The organism is Falsibacillus pallidus, assembly GCF_003350505.1.
GTDB lineage: Bacteria > Bacillota > Bacilli > Bacillales > DSM-25281 > Falsibacillus > Falsibacillus pallidus.
Window position 1 is genome coordinate 15,889 of the sequence record NZ_QQAY01000019.1, and the last position, 25,043, is coordinate 40,931.

The 25,043-nt window shown below is 40.8% G+C and carries 26 protein-coding genes and 2 pseudogenes; 9 read left to right on the plus strand and 19 right to left on the minus strand.

Going from position 1 to position 25,043, the window contains the following annotated elements:
• The 10 genes from DFR59_RS17750 to DFR59_RS17795 all read right to left on the minus strand — a co-directional run bounded on the left by DFR59_RS17750 (position 1) and on the right by DFR59_RS17795 (position 11,495).
• Positions 1–324, minus strand: a complete 324-nt coding sequence (locus DFR59_RS17750) for a nucleoside triphosphate pyrophosphohydrolase (protein WP_114747011.1) — start codon at positions 322–324, stop codon at positions 1–3.
• A gap of 324 nt (positions 325–648) precedes the next feature.
• Complete coding sequence (locus tag DFR59_RS17755; protein ID WP_114747012.1) at positions 649–2,559, minus strand: 3'-5' exonuclease; 1,911 nt, start codon at positions 2,557–2,559, stop codon at positions 649–651.
• Positions 2,560–2,862: 303 nt separating this feature from the next.
• Positions 2,863–3,888, minus strand: coding sequence for a Ger(x)C family spore germination protein (locus tag DFR59_RS17760; protein ID WP_114747013.1), 1,026 nt, complete (start codon positions 3,886–3,888; stop codon positions 2,863–2,865).
• Between the two features lie 35 nt (positions 3,889–3,923).
• Positions 3,924–5,027, minus strand: coding sequence for a GerAB/ArcD/ProY family transporter (locus tag DFR59_RS17765; RefSeq protein ID WP_114747014.1), 1,104 nt, complete (start codon positions 5,025–5,027; stop codon positions 3,924–3,926).
• Positions 5,028–5,053: 26 nt separating this feature from the next.
• Positions 5,054–6,544 carry a spore germination protein gene (locus DFR59_RS17770; protein ID WP_114747015.1) on the minus strand — a complete coding sequence of 497 codons (1,491 nt, stop codon included), beginning with the start codon at positions 6,542–6,544 and terminating at the stop codon, positions 5,054–5,056.
• Between the two features lie 375 nt (positions 6,545–6,919).
• Complete coding sequence (locus DFR59_RS17775; protein ID WP_114747016.1) at positions 6,920–8,011, minus strand: ABC transporter permease; 1,092 nt, start codon at positions 8,009–8,011, stop codon at positions 6,920–6,922.
• Positions 8,008–8,934 carry an ABC transporter ATP-binding protein gene (locus DFR59_RS17780; protein ID WP_114747017.1) on the minus strand — a complete coding sequence of 309 codons (927 nt, stop codon included), beginning with the start codon at positions 8,932–8,934 and terminating at the stop codon, positions 8,008–8,010. The genes DFR59_RS17775 and DFR59_RS17780 overlap by 4 nt, the downstream gene beginning before the upstream one ends.
• A 144-nt stretch (positions 8,935–9,078) precedes the next feature.
• The gene (locus tag DFR59_RS17785; RefSeq protein ID WP_114747018.1) at positions 9,079–9,699 is read right to left on the minus strand and encodes a TetR/AcrR family transcriptional regulator; all 621 of its coding nucleotides are present in this window, start codon (positions 9,697–9,699) and stop codon (positions 9,079–9,081) included.
• Positions 9,653–10,927: an MFS transporter gene (locus DFR59_RS17790; protein WP_114747019.1), complete on the minus strand. Its 1,275-nt coding sequence runs from the start codon at positions 10,925–10,927 to the stop codon at positions 9,653–9,655. Before DFR59_RS17790 ends, DFR59_RS17785 begins: the two co-directional genes overlap by 47 nt.
• A 139-nt stretch (positions 10,928–11,066) precedes the next feature.
• The gene (locus tag DFR59_RS17795; protein ID WP_114747020.1) at positions 11,067–11,495 is read right to left on the minus strand and encodes a DUF6526 family protein; all 429 of its coding nucleotides are present in this window, start codon (positions 11,493–11,495) and stop codon (positions 11,067–11,069) included.
• 344 nt (positions 11,496–11,839) lie between these two features.
• Between DFR59_RS17795 and DFR59_RS17800 the strand changes: the two genes are divergently transcribed.
• The 3 genes and pseudogenes from DFR59_RS17800 to DFR59_RS17810 all read left to right on the plus strand — a co-directional run bounded on the left by DFR59_RS17800 (position 11,840) and on the right by DFR59_RS17810 (position 13,957).
• Positions 11,840–12,679: a DUF2935 domain-containing protein gene (locus DFR59_RS17800; RefSeq protein WP_114747021.1), complete on the plus strand. Its 840-nt coding sequence runs from the start codon at positions 11,840–11,842 to the stop codon at positions 12,677–12,679.
• A 159-nt stretch (positions 12,680–12,838) separates the two neighbouring features.
• Positions 12,839–12,980, plus strand: a pseudogene (locus tag DFR59_RS20610) (IS1595 family transposase); the annotation flags it as partial.
• A 137-nt stretch (positions 12,981–13,117) separates the two neighbouring features.
• Complete coding sequence (locus DFR59_RS17810; RefSeq protein WP_114747023.1) at positions 13,118–13,957, plus strand: PHP domain-containing protein; 840 nt, start codon at positions 13,118–13,120, stop codon at positions 13,955–13,957.
• Positions 13,958–14,535: 578 nt separating this feature from the next.
• Here DFR59_RS17810 and DFR59_RS17815 read toward each other — a convergent pair.
• Complete coding sequence (locus DFR59_RS17815; RefSeq protein ID WP_114747024.1) at positions 14,536–14,856, minus strand: MazG nucleotide pyrophosphohydrolase domain-containing protein; 321 nt, start codon at positions 14,854–14,856, stop codon at positions 14,536–14,538.
• Positions 14,857–15,033: 177 nt separating this feature from the next.
• Complete coding sequence (locus DFR59_RS17820) at positions 15,034–15,855, minus strand: STAS domain-containing protein (RefSeq protein ID WP_114747025.1); 822 nt, start codon at positions 15,853–15,855, stop codon at positions 15,034–15,036.
• 202 nt (positions 15,856–16,057) lie between these two features.
• Here DFR59_RS17820 and DFR59_RS17825 point away from each other — a divergent pair, with 202 nt between their 5' ends.
• Complete coding sequence (locus DFR59_RS17825; protein ID WP_114747026.1) at positions 16,058–16,726, plus strand: Type 1 glutamine amidotransferase-like domain-containing protein; 669 nt, start codon at positions 16,058–16,060, stop codon at positions 16,724–16,726.
• Between the two features lie 77 nt (positions 16,727–16,803).
• Positions 16,804–17,019: a hypothetical protein gene (locus DFR59_RS17830; RefSeq protein WP_114747027.1), complete on the plus strand. Its 216-nt coding sequence runs from the start codon at positions 16,804–16,806 to the stop codon at positions 17,017–17,019.
• Positions 17,020–17,051: 32 nt separating this feature from the next.
• Here DFR59_RS17830 and DFR59_RS17835 read toward each other — a convergent pair whose 3' ends face one another.
• On the minus strand, positions 17,052–17,516 hold the full coding sequence (locus DFR59_RS17835) for an NUDIX hydrolase (protein WP_114747028.1): 465 nt from the start codon (positions 17,514–17,516) through the stop codon (positions 17,052–17,054).
• Positions 17,517–17,699: 183 nt separating this feature from the next.
• Here DFR59_RS17835 and DFR59_RS17840 point away from each other — a divergent pair, with 183 nt between their 5' ends.
• On the plus strand, positions 17,700–18,221 hold the full coding sequence (locus tag DFR59_RS17840) for a hypothetical protein (RefSeq protein WP_114747029.1): 522 nt from the start codon (positions 17,700–17,702) through the stop codon (positions 18,219–18,221).
• 175 nt (positions 18,222–18,396) lie between these two features.
• On the opposite strand, the gene DFR59_RS17845 is transcribed toward DFR59_RS17840, so the two are convergent.
• The 3 genes from DFR59_RS17845 to DFR59_RS17855 all read right to left on the minus strand — a co-directional run bounded on the left by DFR59_RS17845 (position 18,397) and on the right by DFR59_RS17855 (position 20,539).
• Positions 18,397–19,530, minus strand: coding sequence for a winged helix DNA-binding domain-containing protein (locus DFR59_RS17845; RefSeq protein ID WP_114747030.1), 1,134 nt, complete (start codon positions 19,528–19,530; stop codon positions 18,397–18,399).
• A 63-nt stretch (positions 19,531–19,593) separates the two neighbouring features.
• Positions 19,594–20,097: a DinB family protein gene (locus DFR59_RS17850; protein WP_114747031.1), complete on the minus strand. Its 504-nt coding sequence runs from the start codon at positions 20,095–20,097 to the stop codon at positions 19,594–19,596.
• Positions 20,098–20,317: 220 nt separating this feature from the next.
• Positions 20,318–20,539 carry a hypothetical protein gene (locus DFR59_RS17855; RefSeq protein WP_114747032.1) on the minus strand — a complete coding sequence of 74 codons (222 nt, stop codon included), beginning with the start codon at positions 20,537–20,539 and terminating at the stop codon, positions 20,318–20,320.
• Between the two features lie 164 nt (positions 20,540–20,703).
• Between DFR59_RS17855 and DFR59_RS17860 the strand changes: the two genes are divergently transcribed.
• Entirely contained in the window at positions 20,704–21,135 is a 432-nt protein-coding gene (locus DFR59_RS17860) for an SRPBCC family protein (RefSeq protein WP_114747033.1), read from the plus strand.
• A gap of 171 nt (positions 21,136–21,306) precedes the next feature.
• Here the strand turns inward: DFR59_RS17860 and DFR59_RS17865 are convergent.
• Positions 21,307–21,771 (minus strand): annotated as a pseudogene (locus tag DFR59_RS17865) (2-thiouracil desulfurase family protein).
• Between the two features lie 106 nt (positions 21,772–21,877).
• On the opposite strand from DFR59_RS17865, the gene DFR59_RS17870 reads away from it, so the two are divergent.
• On the plus strand, positions 21,878–22,660 hold the full coding sequence (locus DFR59_RS17870; protein ID WP_114747034.1) for a class I SAM-dependent methyltransferase: 783 nt from the start codon (positions 21,878–21,880) through the stop codon (positions 22,658–22,660).
• A gap of 148 nt (positions 22,661–22,808) precedes the next feature.
• Here DFR59_RS17870 and DFR59_RS20290 read toward each other — a convergent pair whose 3' ends face one another.
• Positions 22,809–22,979 carry a hypothetical protein gene (locus DFR59_RS20290; protein ID WP_170137285.1) on the minus strand — a complete coding sequence of 57 codons (171 nt, stop codon included), beginning with the start codon at positions 22,977–22,979 and terminating at the stop codon, positions 22,809–22,811.
• A 195-nt stretch (positions 22,980–23,174) separates the two neighbouring features.
• On the opposite strand from DFR59_RS20290, the gene DFR59_RS17875 reads away from it, so the two are divergent.
• A complete protein-coding gene (locus tag DFR59_RS17875; RefSeq protein WP_114747035.1) occupies positions 23,175–24,206 on the plus strand; it encodes a potassium channel family protein in 1,032 nt (343 codons plus the stop codon).
• Between the two features lie 124 nt (positions 24,207–24,330).
• Here DFR59_RS17875 and DFR59_RS17880 read toward each other — a convergent pair whose 3' ends face one another.
• Positions 24,331–24,954 carry a class I SAM-dependent methyltransferase gene (locus tag DFR59_RS17880; protein WP_158538435.1) on the minus strand — a complete coding sequence of 208 codons (624 nt, stop codon included), beginning with the start codon at positions 24,952–24,954 and terminating at the stop codon, positions 24,331–24,333.
• Positions 24,955–25,043: the final 89 nt, after the last annotated feature.

Below are 25,043 nucleotides of genomic sequence, written 5' to 3' on the forward strand. Positions count from 1 at the left end.
TCAATCCTCAACCTCAATTAAAAAAATCTTCTCATCAAAACCTCCGCGCTTCTCCGCTTTTTCCTTTCGTACCTTCTCCAGATCATCGATGGATGAGCCATGATGGTTAGCCAAAGCATGAATAATCTCTAAAAGATCCGCCAGCTCTTCCACGGCATCTCCATCCGTTTTAGCTGCGCAATACTCATCCAGCTCCTCATAACTTTTTTCTTTCAAATATTTTATGTAATCGTGCTCATTCAGAATTTCTGTAGAAAATTCCTTCCCCGTCTTTTCAATGATTTGTGGGATCTTATCTCTGACTAATTTGTTGTAAGTTGGCAAGATATTGACCTCCTAGTATTTGTATTATTATCTACAATTCTATCATTTAATAATGGTTTAGAATTATTATTAATTAATTTCTTGCTATAAAAAATCCCTAGAAACAATGCGTCCCTAGGAATCCACTATTACATAATGCAAACCAATTCTCGAATGAGGAAATTACATCCCATTCGCCGCTCCCTTCAATCCGTTTGATCCCTCTAATCTCCTTTATTCAGACAATCAACGTCCTTGAGGGTAGCTAGTGCAAAATTCACTATTCATTTCACCTCTTCTTCTCTATGATTCTTTCCATCGGGAACTGGTAACAGAAACAGGACCTCACCCACTCTTCTCATCCGTCTTTCCGCTCTGCCTCTCTATAAGCAGCCCCTCAAAGTATTTGGTGAATTCAGATTCGCCGGAATAGGATAGACATAAATATTCCTTCGCTCTTGTCATCCCGATATATAATAGTGAAACTTCTCTCTCCACATCTTCTTCCAGGGCGAAAGGCATGTTATCGATATTTACAATAAACACGGCTTGAAAATCCAGCCCCTTGCTGCTATCGATCGTACTGATTTTCACACGATCATCGTCTTTATCAAAGTTCCTCTTACTATCATTATTTTCAGTTAGCCAAAAGTACTCTATTCCTTGTTCTTTCAATGCTTTTTGAAGAATATCAATATAGCTTGTATGATACGATTTTTTTATCCGATACAGAATAAGAACCTCTGACAGAGGGACATTTTTTTCTTTATGCAGCCTTGATATTTGTTTGGCCACCAGCTGGGCCTCTTGAAAGAAATTGTCCTTCTTGATAATCGCAGGCTCCACCCCTCTTCTACGGGTACTTTGAGGAGCAATGATTTCTCCTTCAAATTCTTTGTTTACGACTTTGTATTTTAGTGAAGAGTTGGTCTTATAGAAATCCCAAGCAAACTTAACAATTTGAGCTGTGTTTCTATAATTGATATTTAGCACCTTGGATCTTCCCTGGAAGCTCAACCCGGTATCTTGAAGATAGGATCTTTTTCGTTTATAGATCGTTTGGGCACGGTCCTCTACAAGCAGAAGAGATTTTGTATCTGGATTCAATAGACTGCTGACCAGTTCAAACCAAGATGCTTCAAAATCCTGCCCTTCATCTATTAAAATCGCATCGTACTTCGGAAGGATCGCTTCTCCATTCTTGATTTTCTCCAAAACTCCTGGGATATTGCCCTCTGTTATTTTGAGATCGTTTTTGAGCCATGAATGAAAATTTCTGACGATAATATTGTGCTGTTTCTTGACTGCATCTTCCTTTGAAAAATCGAAGTCAAATAGATTGTCCGGTTCATTCATCATGTGAAAGATCATTTGTTCAATGTTTCGAGAAAGTGATATATTATAGCAAAGAATCAGTATCTTCCAATCCGGCTGTTCTTTCGCCAATATTTTGGCCCTGCTTGAAAGAATAAGTGTTTTCCCGCTTCCAGCCACTCCTCGTATTAAACGATTCTTATCCCCAATCTGCTTCGCCAGATTTTCCTGGTGCAAATCCATTGTGCGAATGTCATGCAGAGACAACAGCAGCTGATCTTGATAAGGGACAGGCTGTTTAAACTCGGCGCTGATTCTGACCTCCGGAAAGAGATGAAACCTAATTGTATCAATCTCACCTTTGGTTAACGGCTCCCTTAGCCGATAAGGTACAGAAAACATATTTAATATCTTCTCAATTAGAATTTCTTCGGAGAACCCTTCCTTCTCTGGATCAATTTCATCACGGGTCAAACAAAAGGATGGTTCAATAACCGAATATAAATCATTTTCTATAAAGTCTTTTTGGGTGAGGCGAGTAAATACGGCTCCAAAGCCAAAAGGGAATTTTAGTTGATATTTATATTTACCTTCAAGATTTATTAAATTCTTATCTTTCTTCAAGAAGTCTGCAATATGGAAAACATACTCCCTTGCTTGCTTAAGCGGACTCTTCACTGCTGTTTGGGAGCCTGTAGACGTATGCAAAAGCCATTCATCATGATTGATTTGTAATATCGTATTCTTGGTATAATCTTTAACCTCTAGTACAATCAACCCCAAATCAGGGCCGATTATGACAAAATCCGGCCGCTTCCCGTGGATTTCGGGTTCGTAATATACGATAAAGTCCTCTGGAAGATATGTCTTTAATGTACGGAATAGGAGCCGTTCTCCGGCTGTTGCTGTAGAACGTATGCTTTCGGGAATTGTATAAGCCATATTAATAGAACACTCCAAAATTTGTAATAGTTACATTATACTACAAATTATGAGTATTATTTACATAAAATGGTTTTTGTGTATTTTGTAAGAAATCGAATTAATAATATAATATTATGCTGACTAAAAAGAAGATGGCTCACCCGCATACTGGGCAAGAGAGGGGTATCAGGATAGTCTTTACAGAGGCAGTGCAATTAAGAAATATATGTATCTGATATAAAAAAACCAAGTCCGCATATAGATTCGGACTTGGTTTTCGTTTTTTTAAATAAAACTACTCATGCAATGGTACTCAATACATCAATCTATTACACCCGTTTCCAGGATTCTGATATCCGCTTTGACTTTGATTGGAATTTCTGGGTATATCGTTTTCCATTGATCATAATTCCAATGCCGTGTGCTAGTCCTTGTCTCTTCTCCAATTCCCAAGGGATCAATGTTTTCACTTTGGAATCTTTTGATTAGTTTTTCTGCTCTTTTTTCAAATTCCTTTTCTGCCATTTTCTCGATATTCTTTACTTTTTTCGGTGTTAGATTTTTGCCGGAGGTTTCTCTTAGTACGGACTTGATCTTAACGGATATGGTTATTTGTTTGGTCGTCATGGGGCTGGGAATAGAAATTGATCTTGATGATTGAATATTGGCAAGGGAGGCATATTTGTCTTTTGACTGCAGTTTTACCTCTATGGATCCGTCCGTTTCACTATTCTCCAACAAGCTTTTGAATATGAAGACGTCCTGTCCATTAAAGGTATCGACCATTTTATCTTTATTGAAGAACGCAAGGCCGGCTAAGCTTGCTCTTCCATCTTTAAGTGCCATCATAGGCAAAAAGGGATCTTTTCCTTCTGAATAGTAAGAATATAGAAAAGTATGAAGGTTGGACATAGGGATGATGCCCATATCTTCGTTTTGCTCGATTAAATTGGAAAGATAAATTCCGTTATCACTATTTCCGTATTGGATATTTAATAGCTCTTTACAGCTGCCGTCTACAACCGCCAATAAGACGCTTGCACCAACACTCGGGTCCCGCTGCAGCGTATCGATGACTTCGATAATCCCTTTTTCGGCTAGTTTTCTACTATAGAGTGCGAGTTGTATCTTTCCACTGACAAATGGTTTTTCCGATTGTTCATTTACTTTATTCCGCACTTCTTTGCTAAGCTCACCGACCGCAGAGTATACTTCGTTGATTACTTTTTTATCAGGCTGATAGTTAGGGGCAACCGCTGTCACTTCAATCGAATTCTCATCTACATAATCGTAGCCAACTGCCGTAGCCATCTGAACATCATCGAGCGTTTTTTGTTTTATCTTCATACAGCCAGAAAGGAGCCCACTTACGATTAGAAAGACTATGAACCACTTTTTAATGACCGCCCCCTCCTAACTTTCGCAATGATTTTCGTAATGATAAGAAGTACAGGAAGATACATGCTGATCAATATCAAACCTGCCAGTGAAAGATACTTATTCAAGAGTTCAATCTGATTTTTCCCATTTAACAATGTGCAGCAAATAAGGGCAAGAAGCATAAATATAAAAAGCATGATTTTGGGACTGATTTTAAATATCTTCGCACTTCCATTAACAGCTGCCCATAGGGATAAACATACATTTGGAAGAATGACCAGCACCCATGATGTGATGCCGATATATTCGAACCTTTCCACAAATGGCATGCTGACAATCTTCCACATATAAAGGGTTGCCCATATCTGTTTTACAATTTGTGCTTCGCTGTAATACGCAATAGCAGTGATGATGACAAATAAATAAATGAACATGGTAAGGAAATTTCCGAAATGAGCCCATTTTTGCGACTTTTCCGGATCCTTGATATACGGATAGAACATCATGAAAGTGGAGATCCCCAAATAGCTTAACGTCATATTTTTCGTACCCATGAGCATTTGATTAATGGAATGATTGAAAATGGGCAGCAAGTTATGAAAATGAGCATATTTAAATGGAAAAATGAAAGTTAAAATTAAATAAAATGGGACGACAACCCCTAAAAAGCAAATTCCTGCAACGATCCGGAAGCCTCCAGATAATCCATAATAAACAAGAAGGACCAAGATTAATGAAAAAAAGAACACGCTGATTTCTTTGAACATCCACGTTTGAACGACTTCCATATATGTACGAATGACTGTAATTCCCATGGCGAACCAGTAGGCTGACCAAATCAAGGTCAAAAAACCGCCAACCCATTTCCCAAAATAGTTTCTATGCAAGTCAGCCAGGTCCGATTGGTCATTTTTCAACAGTGCATACATCATCCAAATGACGCCATTGAATAGGAGACCTGCAATAATGACGACCATCCATGCATCATTTCCTGCTTGCAAAATAATGGCTCGTTCAAATCCTAATATTCCCACTCCAATCTGGATGGAGTGTATCAAGAAAAACATGAGGAATGATGAGACTTGATCGCTTCTACCCACATCCATTTATTTCACAACTTTCTTTCCATTAATTATTTCGTATCCTTTTCTTTTGCTGACTTCCCATCGTACCTCATAGTATCTTCCGCTTGGAGTTCGATAGGACGCTTCGATTGAAATGAAAATGGAAGCCGCACCATCGCATCTTTTAAGTCAGAAAATCTTGGTGGATAAATGGGTTCAAGATATGGCCTCCCCAGTGACGTTAATTTGAGGAGATGTATGAGTAAAAAACATGTACAAATGGAAACACCGATCAAACCTAACACGTGAGCAAAAATTAAAAATGGGAACCGGATGAGCCTGATTGTATTACCCATTTGATAAACAGGTGTGGTAAAGGATGCAAGTGCTGCCAGCGCGACAATGATTAGCAAAACGGTGCTAGTAAGACCAGCCTCGACTGAAGCAGTCCCGATGACGATACCGCCAACGATACCGATTGTCTGCCCGACCTTGGTCGGCAGTCGTGCTCCGGCTTCCCGGAGGAGCTCAATGGCAAGTTCCAATGTTAAAGCTTCCAATATTGGCGGAAGTGGAATCCCGCTTCTTGAAGTCACAAGTGTATTAATAAGGTCCTTTGGAATCAATTCATAGTGATAGGTAAGAACCGCTACATAGATCGGTGTTACCAGGATGGAAAATATGACCGAAAACACCCTTACCAGCCTGAAGAACGAGGCCACCAGCCAATTAAGGAAATAGTCTTCAAATGCCGAGAAGAATTCTACTAATGTAGTTGGCCCAATGAGACCGCTTGGCGAGCCGTCTGTTAATATGACAATTTTCCCCTCTGCCAGCACTGCCGCAAGCCTGTCTGGTCGTTCCGTATCTACGAATTGCGGGAAGATGGAATTATTATTGTCCTGAATCAATTGTGTGATATAGGAGCTGTCATTGATTTGATTCACTTCGAGATCTCTCAGGCGCTGAATCATCGTATTCACATTCTCTTCATTTGTAATCCCTTCAATATACAAGACGGCCACTCTCGTTTTTGACAGCTTACCAACTATGACTTCAGTAGCAATCAGTTCAGGAATCGGGAGCCTCTTCCTTACCAGATTCATGTTCGTGTCCAAGGATTCCACCAAAGCTTCTTTTGGTCCGACGACACTGAATTCAACTTCAGGCAATGATACTTGCCTAGTACGCACGACTCCTGCTTTGATCAAAATAACACGATTCGGCTCATTAACAGAACAAATCATCACATATCCTTTTAATAGATTGGTTTGGATGGTTTCCTTCTCTTCTGTTATTATCATGTTTTCTACAGGTAAAGCATCCAGTAATTTATCAATTGAAATCTCTTCGACCCGATTAATAAACGGCAGAATATCCCGATGCAAAATTTCCGCATCAATCAGGGAATGATAATAGCCCATGTGCAAAATAGGGTTTTGCGAAGGGATTGGGAAACAAATGAAGTCCGTTGATTTTTTAAATGGTTCAAAATGGGATACCGTTTTGATCGATTCGTTTTTTTCTGTATCTTTTTTCTTTGAAAATCTGCTTTTCATAAGGTAGGATGCTCCTGTTTCAGATTACTATCATTATGAGCCTATAATAAAAGTATTAAACGGTTTTTTTTAGGGTGCCTGACCCCCGGCGCAGTAAAGCGTCAATGGACTGGGGGTCAGGTCCGCCAGTTTCTATCTTTTTTCATACTAAAAGGCCAAGTCCAAAATTATCGGACTTGGCCTTTTATATTTTTATTTTAAGGCTGTTTTCGTAAACATTGTTGTTAAAATCTTAATGCCGATTTTAACGTGAAAATAGATGTTTGGAGCCTTGAAATGTAGTATCCAGGATCTTTTCCAGCTGAATTTTCTGCATGGATTGCATAAGCTAACCAGTTTTAAATGGCTAAAGCAACAAACCTTGAGAAAAGAGCCCTACTCCCACCTAAACACCCAACTAGCCAGCGCAAATCCGCCAACGAGCCAGACTGCCAGTATCAGTGTATCGGTCCCCAAATCGAGAAACGGGGTTCCCAGGTTCATGGTCTCCCTGAGGGCAGAGCTCAGGTGGGCAATCGGGAGCACCTTGACGATGGGCTGGATGAGGTCCGGCATGTTGCTGACGGGGAAGAAGACTCCGCCGAGGAACAGCATCGGGAATGTGACGAATCCAGCGATCGGGCCGGCGCTCTCCGGGTTCTTGGCAAGCCCTGCGATGATGAAGCCCAAGGACATGAACACCAATGTACCAAGAATGATGAAGAAGATTAAGGCGGCCCAGGAGCCTGCGACGTTGATGCCAAAGATGAGATTGGCAATGAGGACGACAAGCAGGGCCTGCGTTCCGTTCAGCACGAGCCTTGCTGTGATCTGGGCTGCGATGAATGTCGATGCTTTGAGCCTTGTTCCCTGCATGCGGCGAAGGATCCCCCGCTCACGCCAGGCAGCGATTTGTCCGGCGACGCCGTTCATGTTGTTATTCATGATCATCATAGCGACGATCCCTGGGACAAGGAAATCGACGTAACGGATATTGATGGCTTCGATGCCGACCTTTTGAATCGTCACGGCAGGCTTATATCCGGCCAGGTGCTTGCTGTATTGATCGACGATGCCGTTCACGACGGTGAGGCCGAGTTCTGCGGTCGTCAGATTTTTCTCATTGTAATAGACAGGAAGGGCGAATTCTTTCCCTTCACTTTTCACGTTATCCCCGTAGCCTTTCGGGATTTCGATGAGAAGCTGGATGTCCCCGTTTTTGACGGCTTTTTTCCCAGCTTTCGTGTTGTCGTAGTTTACGAGTTTGATCCCGTCATTTTTCTTGAATAATGCCTTTAAGTCTTTGGATTCTGCCGTTTTGTCCTTGTCGATCAGTCCTGCATCTAAGCTGAGGGAATCTCCTTTTCCAGCGAAGGATCCGAGGGCAACCATCAGGATGATCGGGAACAGCAGGGTGAAGAATAGGACTTGCTTGTTGCGTGCGAAGATCCGCAATTGGGCGAGTGTTAGCTGCCAGTAGCCTCTCATGATTCTCGCAGCCTCCTTCCTGTCATGTGAATGAACACATCTTCCAATGTCGCCTGCCTTGTCTGCAGGTCTTCAATTTTAATTGCCCGCTCGGACGCCACTTCGATGAGTGAGGTCAAGGCGAGCTGCAGGTCATCCGTATACAGCTGGACGAAGGCATCCTTGACGGCTGCTTCCTTCACCCCGTCCATCCGCTCGAACCATTCCGGCTCAGGCGGATTGTTCAGATGGAATTCGATTGTGCTAGCCGACTGCAAGGTTTTCACCAGGTTCTGCGGCGTGTCGAGGGCGATCAACTCCCCTTGGTCCATGATGCCGATGCGGTCGCAGAGCACATGGGCTTCATCCATGTAATGAGTCGAGAGGATGACGGTCTTCCCACGTTCCTTCAGCCGAAGGACAATGTCCCACAGCGTCCGTCTTGCCTGGGGATCAAGCCCCGTCGTCGGTTCATCGAGGAACACGATGTTCGGGTCGTGGATCAGGGCGAGTGCAATCGCAAGCCTCTGCTTCTGTCCGCCGGATAATCCCTTGATTCGTCCTTTCCGCTTCTCGGTCAGGAGCATGTCGCCAATCAATTCATCGATATCGACATGACTCGGGTAAAAGCTTGCATACAGACGGAGGATCTCTTCCACCTTCAACAGTTCGAACAGCGACGTCGACTGCAGCTGCACCCCGATGACCTCTTTCACTTGATTCACGTTCTTCCGGACATCATAGCCTGACAATACGGCCGTTCCTTCATCGGGTTTGCGGAGTCCGACAAGCATCTCGATTGTTGTCGTCTTCCCAGCCCCGTTCGGACCGAGGAGCCCGAAGATCTCGCCTTTTTCCACTTGAAAATGGACGCCCTTCACTGCCGTAAAGGAGCCATATCGTTTCACCAGTCCTTGTACATCTACCATGATTTCATTCGGCATAATGAGCCTCCTTATGGGTGCCTGACCCCCGGTACGGTAAAGCGTCTATGTATTGGGGGCAGGTCCTTTTCTCTTTTTTCACCAAAAGAAGCACCTTGTCGAAAGCTGCTTCTGCTTCTACTTGCATATTCGGCATAAAACGACTTATTCCTTCAAATCGAGGGACCATTTTAGATGCTCGATTAAAAGTTCCGTTTGTTCTTTCAATTGAATCGTCTCGGAACCTAATATGGCGTGGTCGATGGCCATCCCATCGATATGGGAGATAATGGACTTTGCTATGACACCGGGATCGAATTTCGGAGTAAACTCTCCTGCTTTTACCCCTTCTTCAATAATTCTTTGCGTTATCATATAACCTTTTTGAAACCGTTTCTTCGCGTGATCCTGCCTTCTTTTTTCGTTTCTGCCCGTAATGAAATATTCCAGCTTTGAAGGTGCTAGCGGATCCATTTTATCATTCGGCAGTTTTTTATCCCCCAAGAATGTCGCGAGCAGCGCATTCCAGCAGGAGCCTTGCTGTTGGATGAAATATTCCACAGAGCCATTGATTACTTCATCCTGCTTCTCCTCGATCAAAGCTTCAAACAGATCTTCTTTATTGGAGAAATATTGATACAGGCCTCCCCTGCTGACTTCTGCCTGGTCCATGACATGCTTCATGGTTGCCTTTTCGAACCCGTGCTCGATGAATACTTCTTCTGCCGCTTTCAATAGATTAACGCGGCGCTGCTGTTTGTGTGCTGGACTGACTTTCGGCGACAATTGTCTCCCCCTCTTCTACGTTCTTTCTTACGATGATGGAAATGATAAATAGGATGATTAATAGGGAGCTCGTGATGAGAAAGGAAGGAATAATTCCGATGATGGTGGCGAGCCCTCCTCCTGCCAACGGCCCGATGATGGTTGCCGTCTGGGTCGTGCTGCTGATGACGCCAAAGACCCTCCCCGTCATATGGACCGGCGTCTTCTCCTGTGCGGCCGCCTGGAATGGGATGAACACCAATCCCGCGGCGACGCCGACAAACAGTCCAAGAATCGGCCCCCACATCAAGGACATCGGCGTATCATAATTCGTCAGGACTGCCATGGACCCAAACCCCAGTCCGATTCCCAACACGCCAAAGCACATGTAGACAAATTCGTTGTAAACCGATTTTTTCGAAAGAAAGAATCCTGTCAAAAGCATCCCAATCCCCGAGCAGGCAACCGCATAGCCAAACAGGTCAGGCGATACATTCGTCAGATTTCTGAGCAAAATGATGATCTGCGAATCCGACATTTGCAGGATCAACAGGCTGAAGCCGAGCAAAAACAGTCCATACATCAGGAAGCGGCTTTTCCTGATGAAGCTGATTCCGACTTTGATGTCTTCTTTAAAGGAAGACCCGTCTTTCTTCCCGTTTTCGTTCGCAGTGACCACTGCCTTGACCGTTTTTGGCAAAAAGAAAATCAATAGTGCTGAAATGAAAAATGTCGCTGCATTGATGAAAAAGACATGGGGCGCTCCCATTGCTGACACGAGTATTCCGCTGACCATGGGGCCGGCAATCTTCGTCGCAGATTCAATCATGGAGGTAATCGACATCGCTTCTTTGATCGTTTCATCTTTGACCATCTCTTTTAACTTCCCGTTTTTTGCCGGGTTAAAAAAGGAAGAGAAAATGCCGGTCAGAAACAGGAGTCCGTATACCATCCAAACATTTGTCGCAAGCGTCATTAAGAGGAATACGCAGCCCCGAATGATATCGGAAGCAATCATCAGCCGTTTCCGTTCAAATCTGTCCGCGATGGTCCCTGTGATCGGTCCCAAGACTGCCATCGGAACGGCCAGGCTCAGGATGACGAGTGACATGTTCATCGGTGTTGCTTCCCATTTTAATCCGACCAGTGTAATGATGGCGACAATGCTGAGCCAATCCCCCAGATTCGAGATGACCTGCGCTGCCATCAACGTCATAAAGCCTTTATTTTGCCTCAATGAAGGACTCATTTTTCATTCTCCTTTTAAAAATGACATCAGTGTCGTTTTGTTAATTTTATTATAACGACACCAATGTCGTTTTACAAGAAGTTTTTGGAAAAATTTTTACGCAAATAAAAAACAGCCATAACGACTGTTTTTACTTGCATCAAACTCGGTAATGATCGGCCCGCCAATTTTGCACGGCTTGTTTAATTTCTTTCGGCTCCAGGTTCTCTGCCAATGTGCGTTCCACAAGTCCCGGCAGCTCTTCATCCGGTGCAAAGCGAAGCGCGATGATCTGCTTCATGGAAAGCTTCGGATCCAGTGCTTTTCCTGTCAAACGGTAGTAGCGGAAGTTTTCCTCTACACGGATGACTCGGTCCTGAACCTGCAGCGGGTACGTCCGCAACCTTATCATCACGAGAAGGAATATGATTGCGCCAAACAGAATCACGAAACTGAGAAGCGTCTCTTCCCCAACATGTGTCACATAGAATAAGATGGATAAAACCAGTGTTGCAAGCGTCAAAAGGGCGATGCCCAAATGAAACATCGGATCGAGCTTGCTGTGATTTTCATAGTTTTGTTGTTTCATATGTACCTCCTGAATGGGAATGATTTTATTATATAACGGGAGCCCTTTAAAAGGATATTCTGGTGTGTTGGTGGTTAGAAGCGTGGGGACGGTTCTTATAGGGGTCAATCGGAAGTTTTGCGCGAAAAAGGGCACAACTAGGCTGCCGTTCTAGTTGTGTCTTTTTCCTATATTTCGAGTTAAATCTATCCGCAAAATTTTTGATTGCCAAGAAGAATGAAGTCGCGGACGACCGCTTATGGGGTTTCAATCTTTATCTTTTTACGAAACTTTTGCTTTAGGGCATATTCAATTTACGTTGTAAATATGAATAGAGCAAAAGGATTATCTTGGGGAGGTATTGAATGAACAGGGATCATACATCTTTACATGCTGATACAGGTGTTACATCTGGATTGTTTGTTGAGCGTTCTTTAAATGAAATTCGTTTTTGGGGAAGGATTATGAAAGAACATTCTTTATTTCTTCGATTGGGTTTTCGAGCAGAAGATACTCAACTAATTCAAGAAGCTAATCAATTTTATCGCTTATTTGAACATATTGAACAAACTGCCCATTCCTTTAATAATCAAACAGACCCCGAACAAATAAGAAGATTTAATTCAGAGGTACAACAAGCTGCAACTAATATTTTCGGATTTAAACGGAAAGTATTAGGATTAATTCTCACCTGCAAATTGCCAGGGGCAAATAATTTTCCACTTTTGGTTGACCATACAAGTAGGGAAGCAAATTATTTTAGAAAACGATTAATTGAATTAAATGAAGGAAAATTACAAGCTCTGCCGGATGCCATTATTAAAGAAAATGTCTTCTTTTTAAGGATTATGGCAGATCATGCCAAATTTATTGGCCATCTGCTTGATCCTTCAGAAAGGAAGCTAGTTGATTTAGCACGGAATTTCAGCAATGATTTTGATCAATTACTGTATCAAGCGAGGGACTTGGAATCTATGAAGCCGCAATCTCAAACAGTTCCTCTTTTAGATCAATTCCTTGATCAAAACCGGGTGTCGGTCGCATCTCTTAGGGACTTTAAGAAAACAGCCCGTGATTTAATTGAGCAATGCAAAATCCAGAGCATTATACATCCTTTATTAGCAGACCATGTTTTTAGGGAAGCCGATAGGTTCCTTGAGATCATTGATATGTTTGACGCACATCTTACAGGCGGCACCCGATAACCTAGAAAAAAAGTTGAAAAAAAGGCATAACTAGGCTGCCGTTCTAGTTGTGCCTTTTTCCTATATTTCGAGTTAAATCTATCCGCAAAATTTTCGATTGCCAAGAAGAATGAAGTCGCGGACGACCGCTTTTAATGGTATTGGACATACTTTCCCCCTCCCCTTTTGGAAGGTGATTTAGGAATTGATGTTGAATTATTTATTATTAAACGCAGAGAACCTCGAAAACGAGGTGGATCTGGCAAAAAGCGCGGTATACGTAATGAACCAGTTTGTGTTAGCGGCAAGAGATCGGGACAAATTAGCAGAATAGTTGAAGAAGAGGATAACCAAAGAGGGTTGTCTAATTTTCAAAAGGAATCCCAAATCATTTTTAGTTGTGTTTTTATCTACCTAAATTATCAATTTATATGAGTACAAGTTAGAGGTGAAATTATCATGTATGCAGATTTACATATTCATTCACACTATTCGGATAGTACCCGTTCTCCTAAGGAAATTGTCAAGAGGGCAAGAGAGCTCGGCATTGAATTATTATGTGTAAGCGACCACAACACCACGGCAGCTTATAACGAGCTTATACCTTTGTGTAAAGCGTATGATATTAAATTAATTCGTGGAGCAGAAATCTCTGCCTCTTTTGAAGATAAAGAATTTCATGTCCTCGCATATGACTTCGATTTTGAAAATAAAGAGATAATTGACATCTGCAAACAATGCGAGACGGTTTATGCTGATATGGATTTAGAATTAATAAAAAAGATGAGTGTTGACTATACGGAAATAAGTTTAGAAGATTTTAATTCTTACAAACGAAATCTAAAAAACGGTGGTTGGAAAGGTTTTGACTATCTAAAGAGCAAAAACTTAGTTAATGAAGTTCCTAGTTTTTTTAAGCACATCAGTGATCATCATATTAAATTAGAAAATTCATTTCCATCAATAGAACATGTAATAAATGTGATACATAAGGCCAATGGTAAAGCAGTTATTGCCCACATCGGAGAAACAATGAAGAATAATCTTATTGAAATAGAACCTCTTTTAACAAAACTAAAAAACATGGGCGCAGATGGCTTTGAATGTTATTACACAACTCATACAGAAGAAACAACAAATGTTCTTATAGATTTTTGTCAAAAAAATAATATGTTAATAACCATAGGCAATGATGACCATGGTGGATTTAACAACAGATCGAATGTCATATATGAAATGGGGGCAATTAAGGTTGATTTTAATAAGTTGAATTTGAAAGATATTGAGATTTTGGGTTAGCTTTAATAGCCATGTACGGTGGCTGCTGGTCGAGGAAATGGACGTCCTGCTCAGGTCATCGTCTCCCAGTGGATGAAACTATCCGGTGTGGCAGACCTCATGTCGACGCTTAAGGCCTTCTATGTGGGGATGAGTGCCTGAAGCATGGTGATGGCACCAGAAATTGGGGAATTCTTCTTCGTCTTCAGTCACCGCTCCTCTCTCAGGTAAAAAGGATGCACAGGAACGCTTCCATCGCATCCTTCCTCTAAGAAAAGGTGAAATACAAGATCCGTCCCTTTGTTTCAAAGGTGAGCTCCCTTTCATGCTGATGAATAAGGCTGTTCGCCCCCTGTTTTTATCTTAAAATCGCAGGGTTCTAGCAAAAATTACGAAGGTTCTAGCAAAATCCAATGATCTTCTAGCAAAATATTGAAAACTTCTAGCAACTTCCCCCAAACTTCTAGCAAACAGATCAAATACGGCCAGCCACGACTCAGAATTAGGCAGACATCGAGAAGCCTGGTGCTGGAACTGGATCTCGAAGGCAGCATTTTATCATTTTCCAGACACCAAAAAAGCAGTGACCTCGTAATGCGTCACTGCTTTTTTAAGAACTCTACTAAATTAGGAGACTGCTTGTATTTAATAGCAGCAATCTTGTCCTTTTCCACAATCACTTTGGATGAGTCGATATTATTGATACTGGCAATTGCCACAGTGTAGTGGATGACGTCCGCCAGTTCTTTTTCCAATGAGGAACTTCCGCTGTCTGATTTTCGACCATCCATCTGATTTAACACTTCAGCTACCTCACCGACTTCTTCAACCAGCTTCATAAATAAATCCGTCGATGACCGGCAATCCTTATATTTCATACCAAGATACTCTTGCAAAATGGCCAAATTTAATGGCTCCATCCTTCCTCCCCTTTCCCTTCAATAATTTAAGTGAAGCACGGGAACGGTTCAATCGCATCCTTCTTCTAAGAAAAGGTGAAACACAAGATCCGTCCCCTTGTTTCATAACGGAACCTCAATATCGAGCGTGCGGCGAGTTATCACTTTACCGGAGGCAGGGGAAAGATAATTCTTCCCTTATAGCAAGTCTTGTAAAGCCAATTGCAAACTCTTGGAAATAGAGATGTCTGATACATTAATACCTAAATGAATAATGGTTTGAGCGATCTCCGGGCGAATTCCAGAAAGTGTGGCATTTATCCCCAGAAGCGAGAGGGCACTCACCACTTTAATGATGTTGTCAGCAACCATCGTATCTACAATTGGGACTCCAGAGAGATCAATTATTATATGCTCTAAAGATAATTCGCTTCCTTTAGATAACGCTTTGTTCATCAGCTCTTGGGCACGTTGGGTGTCTATATCTCCTATCAGCGGCAGTACACCAATAGTATCTGTTATTTTAATAACCGGAATTGATAATTCTAAAGCAGCGGCTTCAGCTACATTTATCCTCGAATAAAACTTTCGTGTATAAGAGATGCTTAGATAATGTACAGCACGGTCAACTACAGCATCAAAGTCAGAGATTAGCTCGTAAAATTGTTCTATTGATAAATCACATTTAATTGCTTCGTCCTTAATTATGCATCCTATTAACTTGCGATAATCCCTAACTTCATCAATAGCAAACTCCAAAGGAAGATTGTTGTCTACCAAAGTATCAACCGTAATGTTTCCCCATTCTTTTAGTACTGTATAGGTGGCTTCCAACCCACTCTCAATAGATTTTGCGTATATGTTAATTATGTTTTCACGCCACTCTTGTAAATGGGCGTGTAAATTCACAGGCGTCTGATGGGAATACAGATTTGTTTTCTGAGTAATAAGGTTTTGTTTTTCCGATAGAATTTTATGATGGATTTTTGTTTGGAAATCCATAATAATTTCTTCGCTCATTCATCTCACGTTCCTTTATTAATTTTGATTTATTAATAATAGCATATCTGAAACAAGTGGACGCACTTATGATTCCTTAAAAGGTGATTTAGGGTTCTATGTTGAAGTAGATAGTCGAGAAGCATCTTCGTTTCTGATAGCGAATATCAGAAGGATGAAGAACGTTGACAGCCTCACACCCAAAGACAAGGAGTGAAGTTCAATGAAATTACTGCTCACAGCGGCAGGTGTCAATAACAAGAGCATACACGAGGCACTGGTGGATATGCTGGACAAACCAATCGCCGAATGCAATGCCCTGTGCATCCCCACTGCAATGTACGGACACCCATGGGTTGGGCCGGGCGTCAGAACCTGGGAATTCATCAGTGGGAATTCCGAGAATCCTATGGTCAATCTCGGCTGGAAATCCGTAGGCGTACTGGAGCTCACAGCTCTGCCAAGCATCAACAGAGAACGCTGGGTTCCGCTGGTTCAGGAGACGGACGTCCTGCTCGTGTCTGGCGGCGACGCCCTCTACCTCTCCCACTGGATGAAGCAATCCGGGATGGCAGCCCTCTTGCCGTCGCTTAAGGCAGTCTATGTAGGGATGAGTGCCGGAAGCATGGTGATGGCACCAAGAATAGGTGAGTTCTTTGTTGGCTGGACTCCCCCATCCGGTGGTGATGAAGCGATGAATCTGGTCGATTTTTCGATATTCCCCCACTTGGAACACGAAATGCTGCCTCATAACACGATGGCTGCCGCGGAAAAATGGGCTGCAGAAATGCAAGGGCCGGCGTATGCGATTGATGATCAGACCGCCATCAAGGTTGTGGGCGGAGAAGCCGAAGTTATTTCCGAAGGGCAGTGGAGACTGTTTTCGAAATAAGAACCGCCCCCCTGCTTCTGAACTTATATGGCACCTTTTCTTGCAGATATTCGTACTTGCTTTTAGGGGGGATATTTTTGAAAAACACAAAGTTAAGAATCGTATGGATTATTCCTAATGTATTTTGTTACTTGATGCTAGTTGGATTATCCATTTGGGTATCGGCTAATAGTGAAGGATTGCAGGAAATCAACAGATTATCCATTTACGTAATCTTTATGATTTTGCTTTTCATCGTGTCCGTATTCGGCAGCTACCGGATATGGGGATGGATCAAAGAAGGCAAAATGTAATGGAAGCGACTCTGTGTTTCACAACAAAAAAATCACAGCATTTTACTAAACGCTCTTAAAAACACTTTAAACAAAGAGATTTTAAATGGAGAAACTGTAATTGAATCCTTTATTATTTTATCTTTATGTATCAAATAATTGTTAATTTGTTTTCTTCTATTAGGAATCATTAGTAAAGGGAGTTTATTAGGGATAAACCACTTCACTTTTTCTGTTTCAGGACCATTTTCAATCCGAGAACCGCCTTTTAATTCTCCTAAAAACAAATGCTGCATATCGTCATATTGGGGCTGATAATATTCTCCAACTTTTTGTTTGATTGAAATGACATATCCTGTTTCCTCTTGGGCTTCTCTTATAGCACAATTCTCTAATGTCTCATTTTCATCTAGTGTTCCTCCTGGCAAGTCCCAGAGAGGATAATCCTTTCGTTTCGCTAACAATATATGACCTTCTTTATTTAAAACAATCGTAAAACAGCCTGAAGTTTTTGCCATATTAGTTATTGCTCCTTTTTACAGTAATCTGTCAAGTTTACTTAATAACTTCTACAAGAATGGAGTTAACCCTTCCTGGCTTAACGCATCACGCTGCTTTAATATAAAATCATCATAAAAGCATGGGGACAATTCTGGCGCTTTCTCTCTCATGTGAATTAAAGTTATTAGGGGGGATGTTTTATGAAGAATAAAAAAATTCTTGTTGTTTTAGGAATCTTATTACTTATCATCATCCCATACAAATTAAACACTAAGGTGTATGGCAATGATGAAGAATCCATTTTAAAGGTAGTCAGATCCATCGAAGGATATGACTATCAATCCATAGAAATATTAGCTATAAAGGATATTAAGAATGAACGGGTTGTTCCTCTTTTATTGAATAATAATCCTGGATTTATACAATTCACCAAAAATAAACGCGGGAACTATGAATGGAGACATATTGAGAAGAGGGAAAATCAGTCCCTCGCATCGTTCCCAATCTATCTTAATGGCAAAGAGTCGCCTAATAGGAAGTTGTTGTTCGTGACCAATAAAGATAATGAAGTGGCAAAAATGGAATTAGACGTGAACGGTCAATTCTTTCATAAAGTATTCAACATTCACGAAAATTCAGTTGCGTGGATCGATTTGCCTAAACAGAAATCTATTGAATTTAAATATAAGTACTATGACAAAAGTGGGAATCTGATTAAATAAATCCAAGGAGCGAAATTTATGAACAACATTACGAAAATGAAAATATCGAAGTCAGTAAATGAATTGTTTGAAGCTTTAGTTGACCCTTCAAAAAAAGGTAATTGCAGAATAGCTCCCTAAATGAGGATAAGCTCTCTTCATCCTAATTGTTTGACTCAGGATGAGATATTCCTGTTTATTCGATTGGGTCCAAAAATTCGATATTCTTAAACTGGAAATCCGCCGCAGCAAAATCCATTAATTTAGCTCCCTCAATCGCTAGTTCGTCTTTATCAACCTGTGACAATGATTTAAAAGGTTCGATAATGAGTGTTGATGATTTTCTTTTATGCTCGATCCTCCAGAGCCCTTGGACATAGCCATCAATAAGAAATGTGGCTCTAATGATACCATTCACTGTAAAGACTCTGCTGCGATATTCATCAGCAATAATCCTTGTACGATTTTTATGAGAAAGAAGGATGTTGTCAAATTCACCCAAAAAACGAACGGGTACCGGCGTATCAATATCCGGAAATTCTGCATGGGAAACATCAAACAGCTCATTTCCATCATCGTCAACAAAAGTATTTAATTGAAGTCTTAGCCCTTCCATCACCTTACGGATTTTGGTGAGGCCACACCACATCTGAATATCTGGAATTGTCGCTGGTCCGAAAGCCTTTAAGTAGCGTAGAATTAGTGATTCTAGATTATAATCGGTAACAAGTGAATGACCCAGCCAATTCTCAACTGAAGTATGTATGGCCTTGCCTTTGGCTCCCCAAATTCCTCGAGGTGGAATCTGGACTAATGGTACCAAGTTGCGTGCCGCCGCAGCGAGTGCTGAAGGGTCTGTGTCCTCCCATTGTTCTTTAAGCAGGTTTCCGAGCTCATCTAATGTACGTGGTTGACTTTCAACAAGAGCTCTACTGATTTTAGCGAGCTCATTATTATCTACATCTTTTAGTTGTCGTCCAAAACTAGCTTTTAAAGTCCGATCTAAAACAGGTTGAATTAAAGGACGGAGCGCCAAACAATCACGCTTGGTGACAAGAAAGATAGTAGAACGCATAAGTGCAATGCGTACAGCATTGCGATTCAACAATAATTGAGATAATGTCTCATGTTTAAAGTTCTCTAGTCTGGTCCACAAACTTACATAAGGTGAATTTGGTGTTTGAGACTGCATTCCGATTAAATGTTCAAGGGCATCCGGAGTAGACATGTTGGATCGTTTTATAAGAAGCTGCCGGGCTAAAAGTGTTCGGTTTAGAGCACGTGAACTCAATACTCTGCTTGGGCTATCGTGATTATGATTTGATTTCATCGTCTATCATCCATTTCCTTCATCGTTAATGATGATTACGAGCACATCTCACAAAAATCTTCTTTATTTTGAATATAGAAATAATCCAAAATCCTGCATAACAGAGGTATGACCAATTTGCCGCAGCATGGTAGCTATATTCCCACGGTGATATGATCCGTGTGTGACGACATGTAGTATGGTTTCAGAAACCGTCGTTTCCAGGAGACCAGCATATGGATTATCAACTTCAAACACTGCTTCATAATCTTGTTGACTACTTAAAAAGTCTTTATATCGTTTAGATAAATCATAAAAACCAGCTTCCATTTCCTCTATATTTTTTGTTTCCAGCTGTTCGTTCAATTGATGTGTAAGTGCCATTGCATCACTCATGCTTTTACCAGAAATAATTTCGAGCCAGGCTAAATCTGTGAGGTATATATGTGCCATTGTTTTTGCCACCGAAGAAAAACCACTCTTAACTTCCATATGAAAAATGTCTTGCGGCAGTTCTTTTAAGCGATTTAAAATAACTTCATTTGCCCATAAGTGGTAGTCGTACATTTTTAAGACAGAATGATCCATGATTATTTCCCCTCCCATTTTCACTTTAATAAGTAGCTGATGCTACATAACTAATTACGAATTACCAAAAGATTACATCAATATGATTTATTCTGTTTTTAATTTAAAAAACCTCTATTAACTTCAGAAAAAAACATTCTCTATCTTCCACGATTTACTGATCGAATTAGCATGCAAAAACCCTTCCCTTTTGTCTAATAAAAAGGTGTAAATCTCCTATTTAAGAAATAAACCCGAATGCGGAATAAAAATTTTTACTCTTTATCGTTCTTAAAATAATGAACTGGCCGAAGCTCAACGCGCCATCCAAGGGTTTGTCTTGATCGACGGCTGCATAGAAGAAACTCCCATGGATCGATACAATGTCCACTTCATCCGCGGGAACATTAATGAAGTATGGGGGCGGTTCTGGCGTTTCATTCCTCAAATACAATAGAAACATGATAACCGCCCCCGTGTTTTCCTCAAAATAATACATATTTTTAAAGGATTTATTGGCCATTTTATCGAAATGAAAACAAGAACACTAGTTACATAGAAGGTAAAAGATATGATATGAACGAAAGTACAAAATTAAATTATAAATAAATCCAAGGGGCGAAATTTATGAACAACATTACGAAAATGAAAATATTGAAGCCTGTTAATGAATTGTTTGAAGCTTTAGTTGACCCTTCAAAAATAGGTAACTTTTGGTTCACGTCGAGTTCCGAAAGATGGGAACAAGGTAAGACAATTACACTTAAATATGATGAATATAATGCTCAAGGCGATATAAAAATAACAGAAATCGAGTTAAATAAGAAAATCGCCTTTTATTGGGGTGCGAATGAGGAAGGGAATAAAGTTACGATTACCTTGAATGAATTAGGTAATTCTGAAAGTATCATTGAAATCAACGAAGAAGGTTTTAACGAAAATGAAGACAATATAATAAATCAATTGTTAGATACTAAAGAGGGCTGGGTTTATATGTTGACCTGTTTGAAGGGTTATTTAGAATATGGCGTTAATTTGAGGGCTTCATTAGTTAAGTAAAATTATTAAGGGGCAGGAAAGCTGTTTTGATGCATTTTCATCTTGCTTTAAAGGCGATATTTTGAAAAATTGCTTAAAGTAAAGGATGCTTTACGTTAGAAGGCGACGGTTCTGGCAATTCCTCTCTCATTAGAGATTGATGCACGAGAATCGTTCCCTGCTTACTTCCACTCAACTGAGATTTTCACCAAACTGCTCTTCAGAGATTACTTGCAGCGCGTATCGTCTGAGTAAAGCCGTTGTCACTCCATTTCCCGCAGTTTTCTTCCCATTGAATTCACCATTATAAATAGCTGAACTTCCACAAGATGGGCTATTCTCTTTAAGGACAATGATTGTCGCTTTCACTTCTTTCGCTTTTCTTAAAGTAGCATTGGCCCCTTTTATGTATAGTTCCGTCACATCTTTACCTGTCTTATCGATTACTTTAGCTTTTCCATCCAATACATCTTCCCCGCTTCGGTTTACGATCTCAGCAGGTTCTCTCGGTGTGGAAAATCCGCCAAGCAGTTCGGGGCAAACTGGAATTGCCTTATTTTCTTATATAAGTTTCCGGATCTTCTGGTCTAAACAGTCGGTACACGTTATACGTCTATACGTTACTAACCCTGCTCCCCTGCCATTTGTAAGAATAATCCGTATATTGTGTTACTATTTATATACATTCTTATTTAAGTGTACTTCTATATGCTGATAACTTAGCAGCTAATAATTTCATTTGTCCATAAAGGGAGGATTTATCATGGATACAACACAACTAAATAGCGCAGCTTGGGATAAGAAGGTTGAAGAGGGTTCTAGATACACCCAAGCTGTAAGCAGTGAAATAATTAAAAAAAGTAAATCTGGTGAATGGGAAATCACTGTCACTACTGAAAAATCAGTTCCGAGGAATTGGTTTCCGAAATCTTTAGAAGGATTGAAAATTCTTTGTTTAGCATCTGGTGGAGGGCAGCAAGCTCCAGTGTTAGCTGCGGCTGGAGCTGATGTAACCGTTACTGATATCTCTAAAAAACAATTAGAACAGGATGAAATTGTAGCTAAACGTGATGGTTTAACTTTAAAAACGGTTCAAGGCGATATGTCGGATCTTAGCGACTTTGAAAATGAATATTTTGATATTGTCATTAATCCCGTTTCTAATTTATTTGTAAAAGATGTTCGCCCTGTATGGAATGAAATTTCAAGGGTTTTAAAAAACAAGGGCATTTTAATAGCTGGATTCACAAATCCTTTATTATGGATTTTTGATGATAATCAAGAGAGATTAGGTATTCTTGATGTGAAACATTCCATCCCATCATCTACATTAGATTATTTGCCAGAAGATGAAGTTCAAGACTATATGAATTCTAATCAAACAATAGAATATGCACATACATTGGAAGATCAAATTCAAGGACAGATAGACGCAGGATTTGTTATTTCAGGTTTTTATGAAGATGATTTTGGCGGCACAAGAATTTTAGACAAACATATTAAAACTTTTATTGCTACAAGAGCAATAAAGCTACAGATCGATTAAGGGTGGTTTTTTGAAAAGAACAGATTAACTGGTGAAGGGCTTGGAAGGTATCCAAGCTCTTTTGCATTTTACTTTGAAGCAAGGAGACGGTTCTGGAGCTTTCTCTCACATGTGAAAAAGAAGAAGGAGAACCTTCCCCCTGCTTCCGCTATTCTTTTCCTCTTTTTTTCTCAATAAAAATCCAAGTATAGTAGAATGCCCAAAAAACTAGGGCTGCTAGTATTACATAATGTTTTTGACCCGAAGGAAGATAAATGGCCATGAGGAGGGCGATAAGAATAAATGGGGGTAAAAGTATCGTGTATTTTTTCCAGTGCATACTATTTTCACTCCTTTATCCATTCTCATTTTACCACAAAATTACAGTCTATATATTTATGTCAAATACCACAGGTTGAACCATCCGCGTGTTTCCCCTACTTTCATTTACGGGTATTATCCTTGTAGGTAAAGCGAATTTATCAACCCAACTGCTTATGCTAGGATAAAAATATAATTCTTTTGATCGGGGGTGGTGTCCATTTACATTATTATCGAAGTTGTCCGGCGCATCCAGAATACCGTCAGACACCTCATCATTTTCCCAAAAATCATAACCGTCATGCTGTCGGTCATTCTGCTGCTCGGGTACCTGGAGTATTTTTTCGAAAAAGGGCACTCCCCTTATTTCCACTCTTGGTGGGATGGCATTTGGTTTGCCGTCATTACGAGCGCTACGGTTGGCTATGGGGACAAGTATCCCGTCACCCCGCAAGGACAGGCGATCGCCATTGCCATGATTGTCCTCGGGGGCAGTCTGCTTGCCGTCCTTCTGGCCAATATCGGCGGGACGCTGGCGCTGAGAATAAGTCGAAAGGAGCGAGGACTTTTGAGTGCAAAACATATGAAAGACCACGTTGTCATCTGCCACTGGAATCAGCAGGCGAAATCAGCCATCATCGATTATAAGAAGCGTCACCATGGCGTCAAGTTTGTCTTGATCGACGGCTACATAGAAGAGAATCCCATGGATCGATACAATGTTCACTTCATCCGCGGAAACTTTAATGAAGATGAAACGCTGATGAAAGCGAACATCGAGCATGCGAAGACCGTCCTAATCTTCGGCGACAAACGGATAGACGAGAATACCGCAGATGCCAAAGCCATGAAAGCCATTTTGGCCATCAAGCACCTCAATCCCGATGCACACGTCATCGTCGAATCCTTATCCGGCGATATCCGCTCTCTCAAACGGGTAGGAGCCGACGAAGTGATTGATACGGGTGAAATCAACGGCAGGCTTCTGGTCCAGAGCTCCACTTCCATCGGGATTTCCGAAGTCATCCAAGAGTTATTAGCCCACGAAACGAACAACGATTTCTTCGAGACGCCTGTCCCGCGTAGATATGTAGGCTGGCCATTTGGCGAATTGGCCCAGGAACTGCGGCAGCGCGGCGTCAACCTCATTGCCATCCGCAATGACCAGACCCGACTCAATCCTCCGTATGACATGAAAGTCACGGATGAATGCAAGCTTATTTATATTTCTGAGAAACAGATTTAGGTCAGCCTGGGTTTTTTCAGTTTAAAAAATAATGAATACCAATTCCTTTGGATTACAATTCGCGCAGCGTTTTGTAGTCTTTTTTTATGGAATTACAGTGCTTGCATTATGCAACCTTTTTAGTTTACTTTTCTCCAAAAACAGCAACAGTATGAAATTTTCTTGAATTAGGTCCTTTTAAAATTTTTATATCTTTAAAACCCATTTGTAACATTAAAGGGATTAACTTTTCTTCTAACATATTTTGTATCCCGGTCCACGTTTCACCATTTTTACCGTTACAAAGAGTTATTGTTACGGTTCCATTTGGCTTTAAAACCCTATAAATTTCAGAAATAGTCTCCGGAGTAATGTCCCAAAAATATATAGAATGGATACTAAATACTCTGGTAAACAACTCATTGTCCAGGGGGATGTCGCTTACGCTGCCTAAAAGTAATTTAGCTGTACCTTCCCGTATTGCTCGTCTATTTCTTATTCTAGCTGATCGAAGGATGGATTTTGATATGTCCAACCCTACTACAAATTGGACATTAGGTTGGGCAAGTATATTTTCCATTGCATATCCAGCCCCACATCCGATTTCTAATACCCTTTCTTCTTTTTTTAATTTTAATAAATTGATTGTCCATAATGTCTCTCGACGGTGTTGCAAAACCATCTTTTCTCCAACAAATAAACCTAAGATGCCCCTCGGCGATTGATATTGAATATCAATAAATTCTTTAATTCTTTGTTTTAAATCCATACTTAATCTCCCATTCATAATACTAATAAAAAAATTATAGTACAGATAAGTTATTAAACAATATAATATTAGTTATAGTTACTATAGAT

Bases quoted from the DNA above. Each gene is read 5' to 3' on its own strand.
- DFR59_RS17820 (WP_114747025.1), bottom strand. From the start codon at position 15,855: ATGAGCGAAGAAATTATTATGGATTTCCAAACAAAAATCCATCATAAA.
- DFR59_RS17775 (WP_114747016.1), bottom strand. From the start codon at position 8,011: ATGAGAGGCTACTGGCAGCTAACACTCGCCCAATTGCGGATCTTCGCA.
- DFR59_RS17845 (WP_114747030.1), bottom strand. From the start codon at position 19,530: ATGAAATCAAATCATAATCACGATAGCCCAAGCAGAGTATTGAGTTCA.
- DFR59_RS17780 (WP_114747017.1), bottom strand. From the start codon at position 8,934: ATGCCGAATGAAATCATGGTAGATGTACAAGGACTGGTGAAACGATAT.
- DFR59_RS17760 (WP_114747013.1), bottom strand. From the start codon at position 3,888: ATGAAGATAAAACAAAAAACGCTCGATGATGTTCAGATGGCTACGGCA.
- DFR59_RS17770 (WP_114747015.1), bottom strand. From the start codon at position 6,544: ATGAAAAGCAGATTTTCAAAGAAAAAAGATACAGAAAAAAACGAATCG.
- DFR59_RS17870 (WP_114747034.1), top strand. From the start codon at position 21,878: ATGGATACAACACAACTAAATAGCGCAGCTTGGGATAAGAAGGTTGAA.
- DFR59_RS17880 (WP_158538435.1), bottom strand. From the start codon at position 24,954: ATGGATTTAAAACAAAGAATTAAAGAATTTATTGATATTCAATATCAA.
- DFR59_RS17840 (WP_114747029.1), top strand. From the start codon at position 17,700: ATGAAGAATAAAAAAATTCTTGTTGTTTTAGGAATCTTATTACTTATC.
- DFR59_RS17825 (WP_114747026.1), top strand. From the start codon at position 16,058: ATGAAATTACTGCTCACAGCGGCAGGTGTCAATAACAAGAGCATACAC.
- DFR59_RS17860 (WP_114747033.1), top strand. From the start codon at position 20,704: ATGAACAACATTACGAAAATGAAAATATTGAAGCCTGTTAATGAATTG.
- DFR59_RS17795 (WP_114747020.1), bottom strand. From the start codon at position 11,495: ATGAAACAACAAAACTATGAAAATCACAGCAAGCTCGATCCGATGTTT.
- DFR59_RS17835 (WP_114747028.1), bottom strand. From the start codon at position 17,516: ATGGCAAAAACTTCAGGCTGTTTTACGATTGTTTTAAATAAAGAAGGT.
- DFR59_RS17765 (WP_114747014.1), bottom strand. From the start codon at position 5,027: ATGGATGTGGGTAGAAGCGATCAAGTCTCATCATTCCTCATGTTTTTC.
- DFR59_RS17810 (WP_114747023.1), top strand. From the start codon at position 13,118: ATGTATGCAGATTTACATATTCATTCACACTATTCGGATAGTACCCGT.
- DFR59_RS17755 (WP_114747012.1), bottom strand. From the start codon at position 2,559: ATGGCTTATACAATTCCCGAAAGCATACGTTCTACAGCAACAGCCGGA.
- DFR59_RS17855 (WP_114747032.1), bottom strand. From the start codon at position 20,539: ATGTTTCTATTGTATTTGAGGAATGAAACGCCAGAACCGCCCCCATAC.
- DFR59_RS17815 (WP_114747024.1), bottom strand. From the start codon at position 14,856: ATGGAGCCATTAAATTTGGCCATTTTGCAAGAGTATCTTGGTATGAAA.
- DFR59_RS20290 (WP_170137285.1), bottom strand. From the start codon at position 22,979: ATGCACTGGAAAAAATACACGATACTTTTACCCCCATTTATTCTTATC.
- DFR59_RS17790 (WP_114747019.1), bottom strand. From the start codon at position 10,927: ATGAGTCCTTCATTGAGGCAAAATAAAGGCTTTATGACGTTGATGGCA.
- DFR59_RS17850 (WP_114747031.1), bottom strand. From the start codon at position 20,097: ATGGATCATTCTGTCTTAAAAATGTACGACTACCACTTATGGGCAAAT.
- DFR59_RS17800 (WP_114747021.1), top strand. From the start codon at position 11,840: ATGAACAGGGATCATACATCTTTACATGCTGATACAGGTGTTACATCT.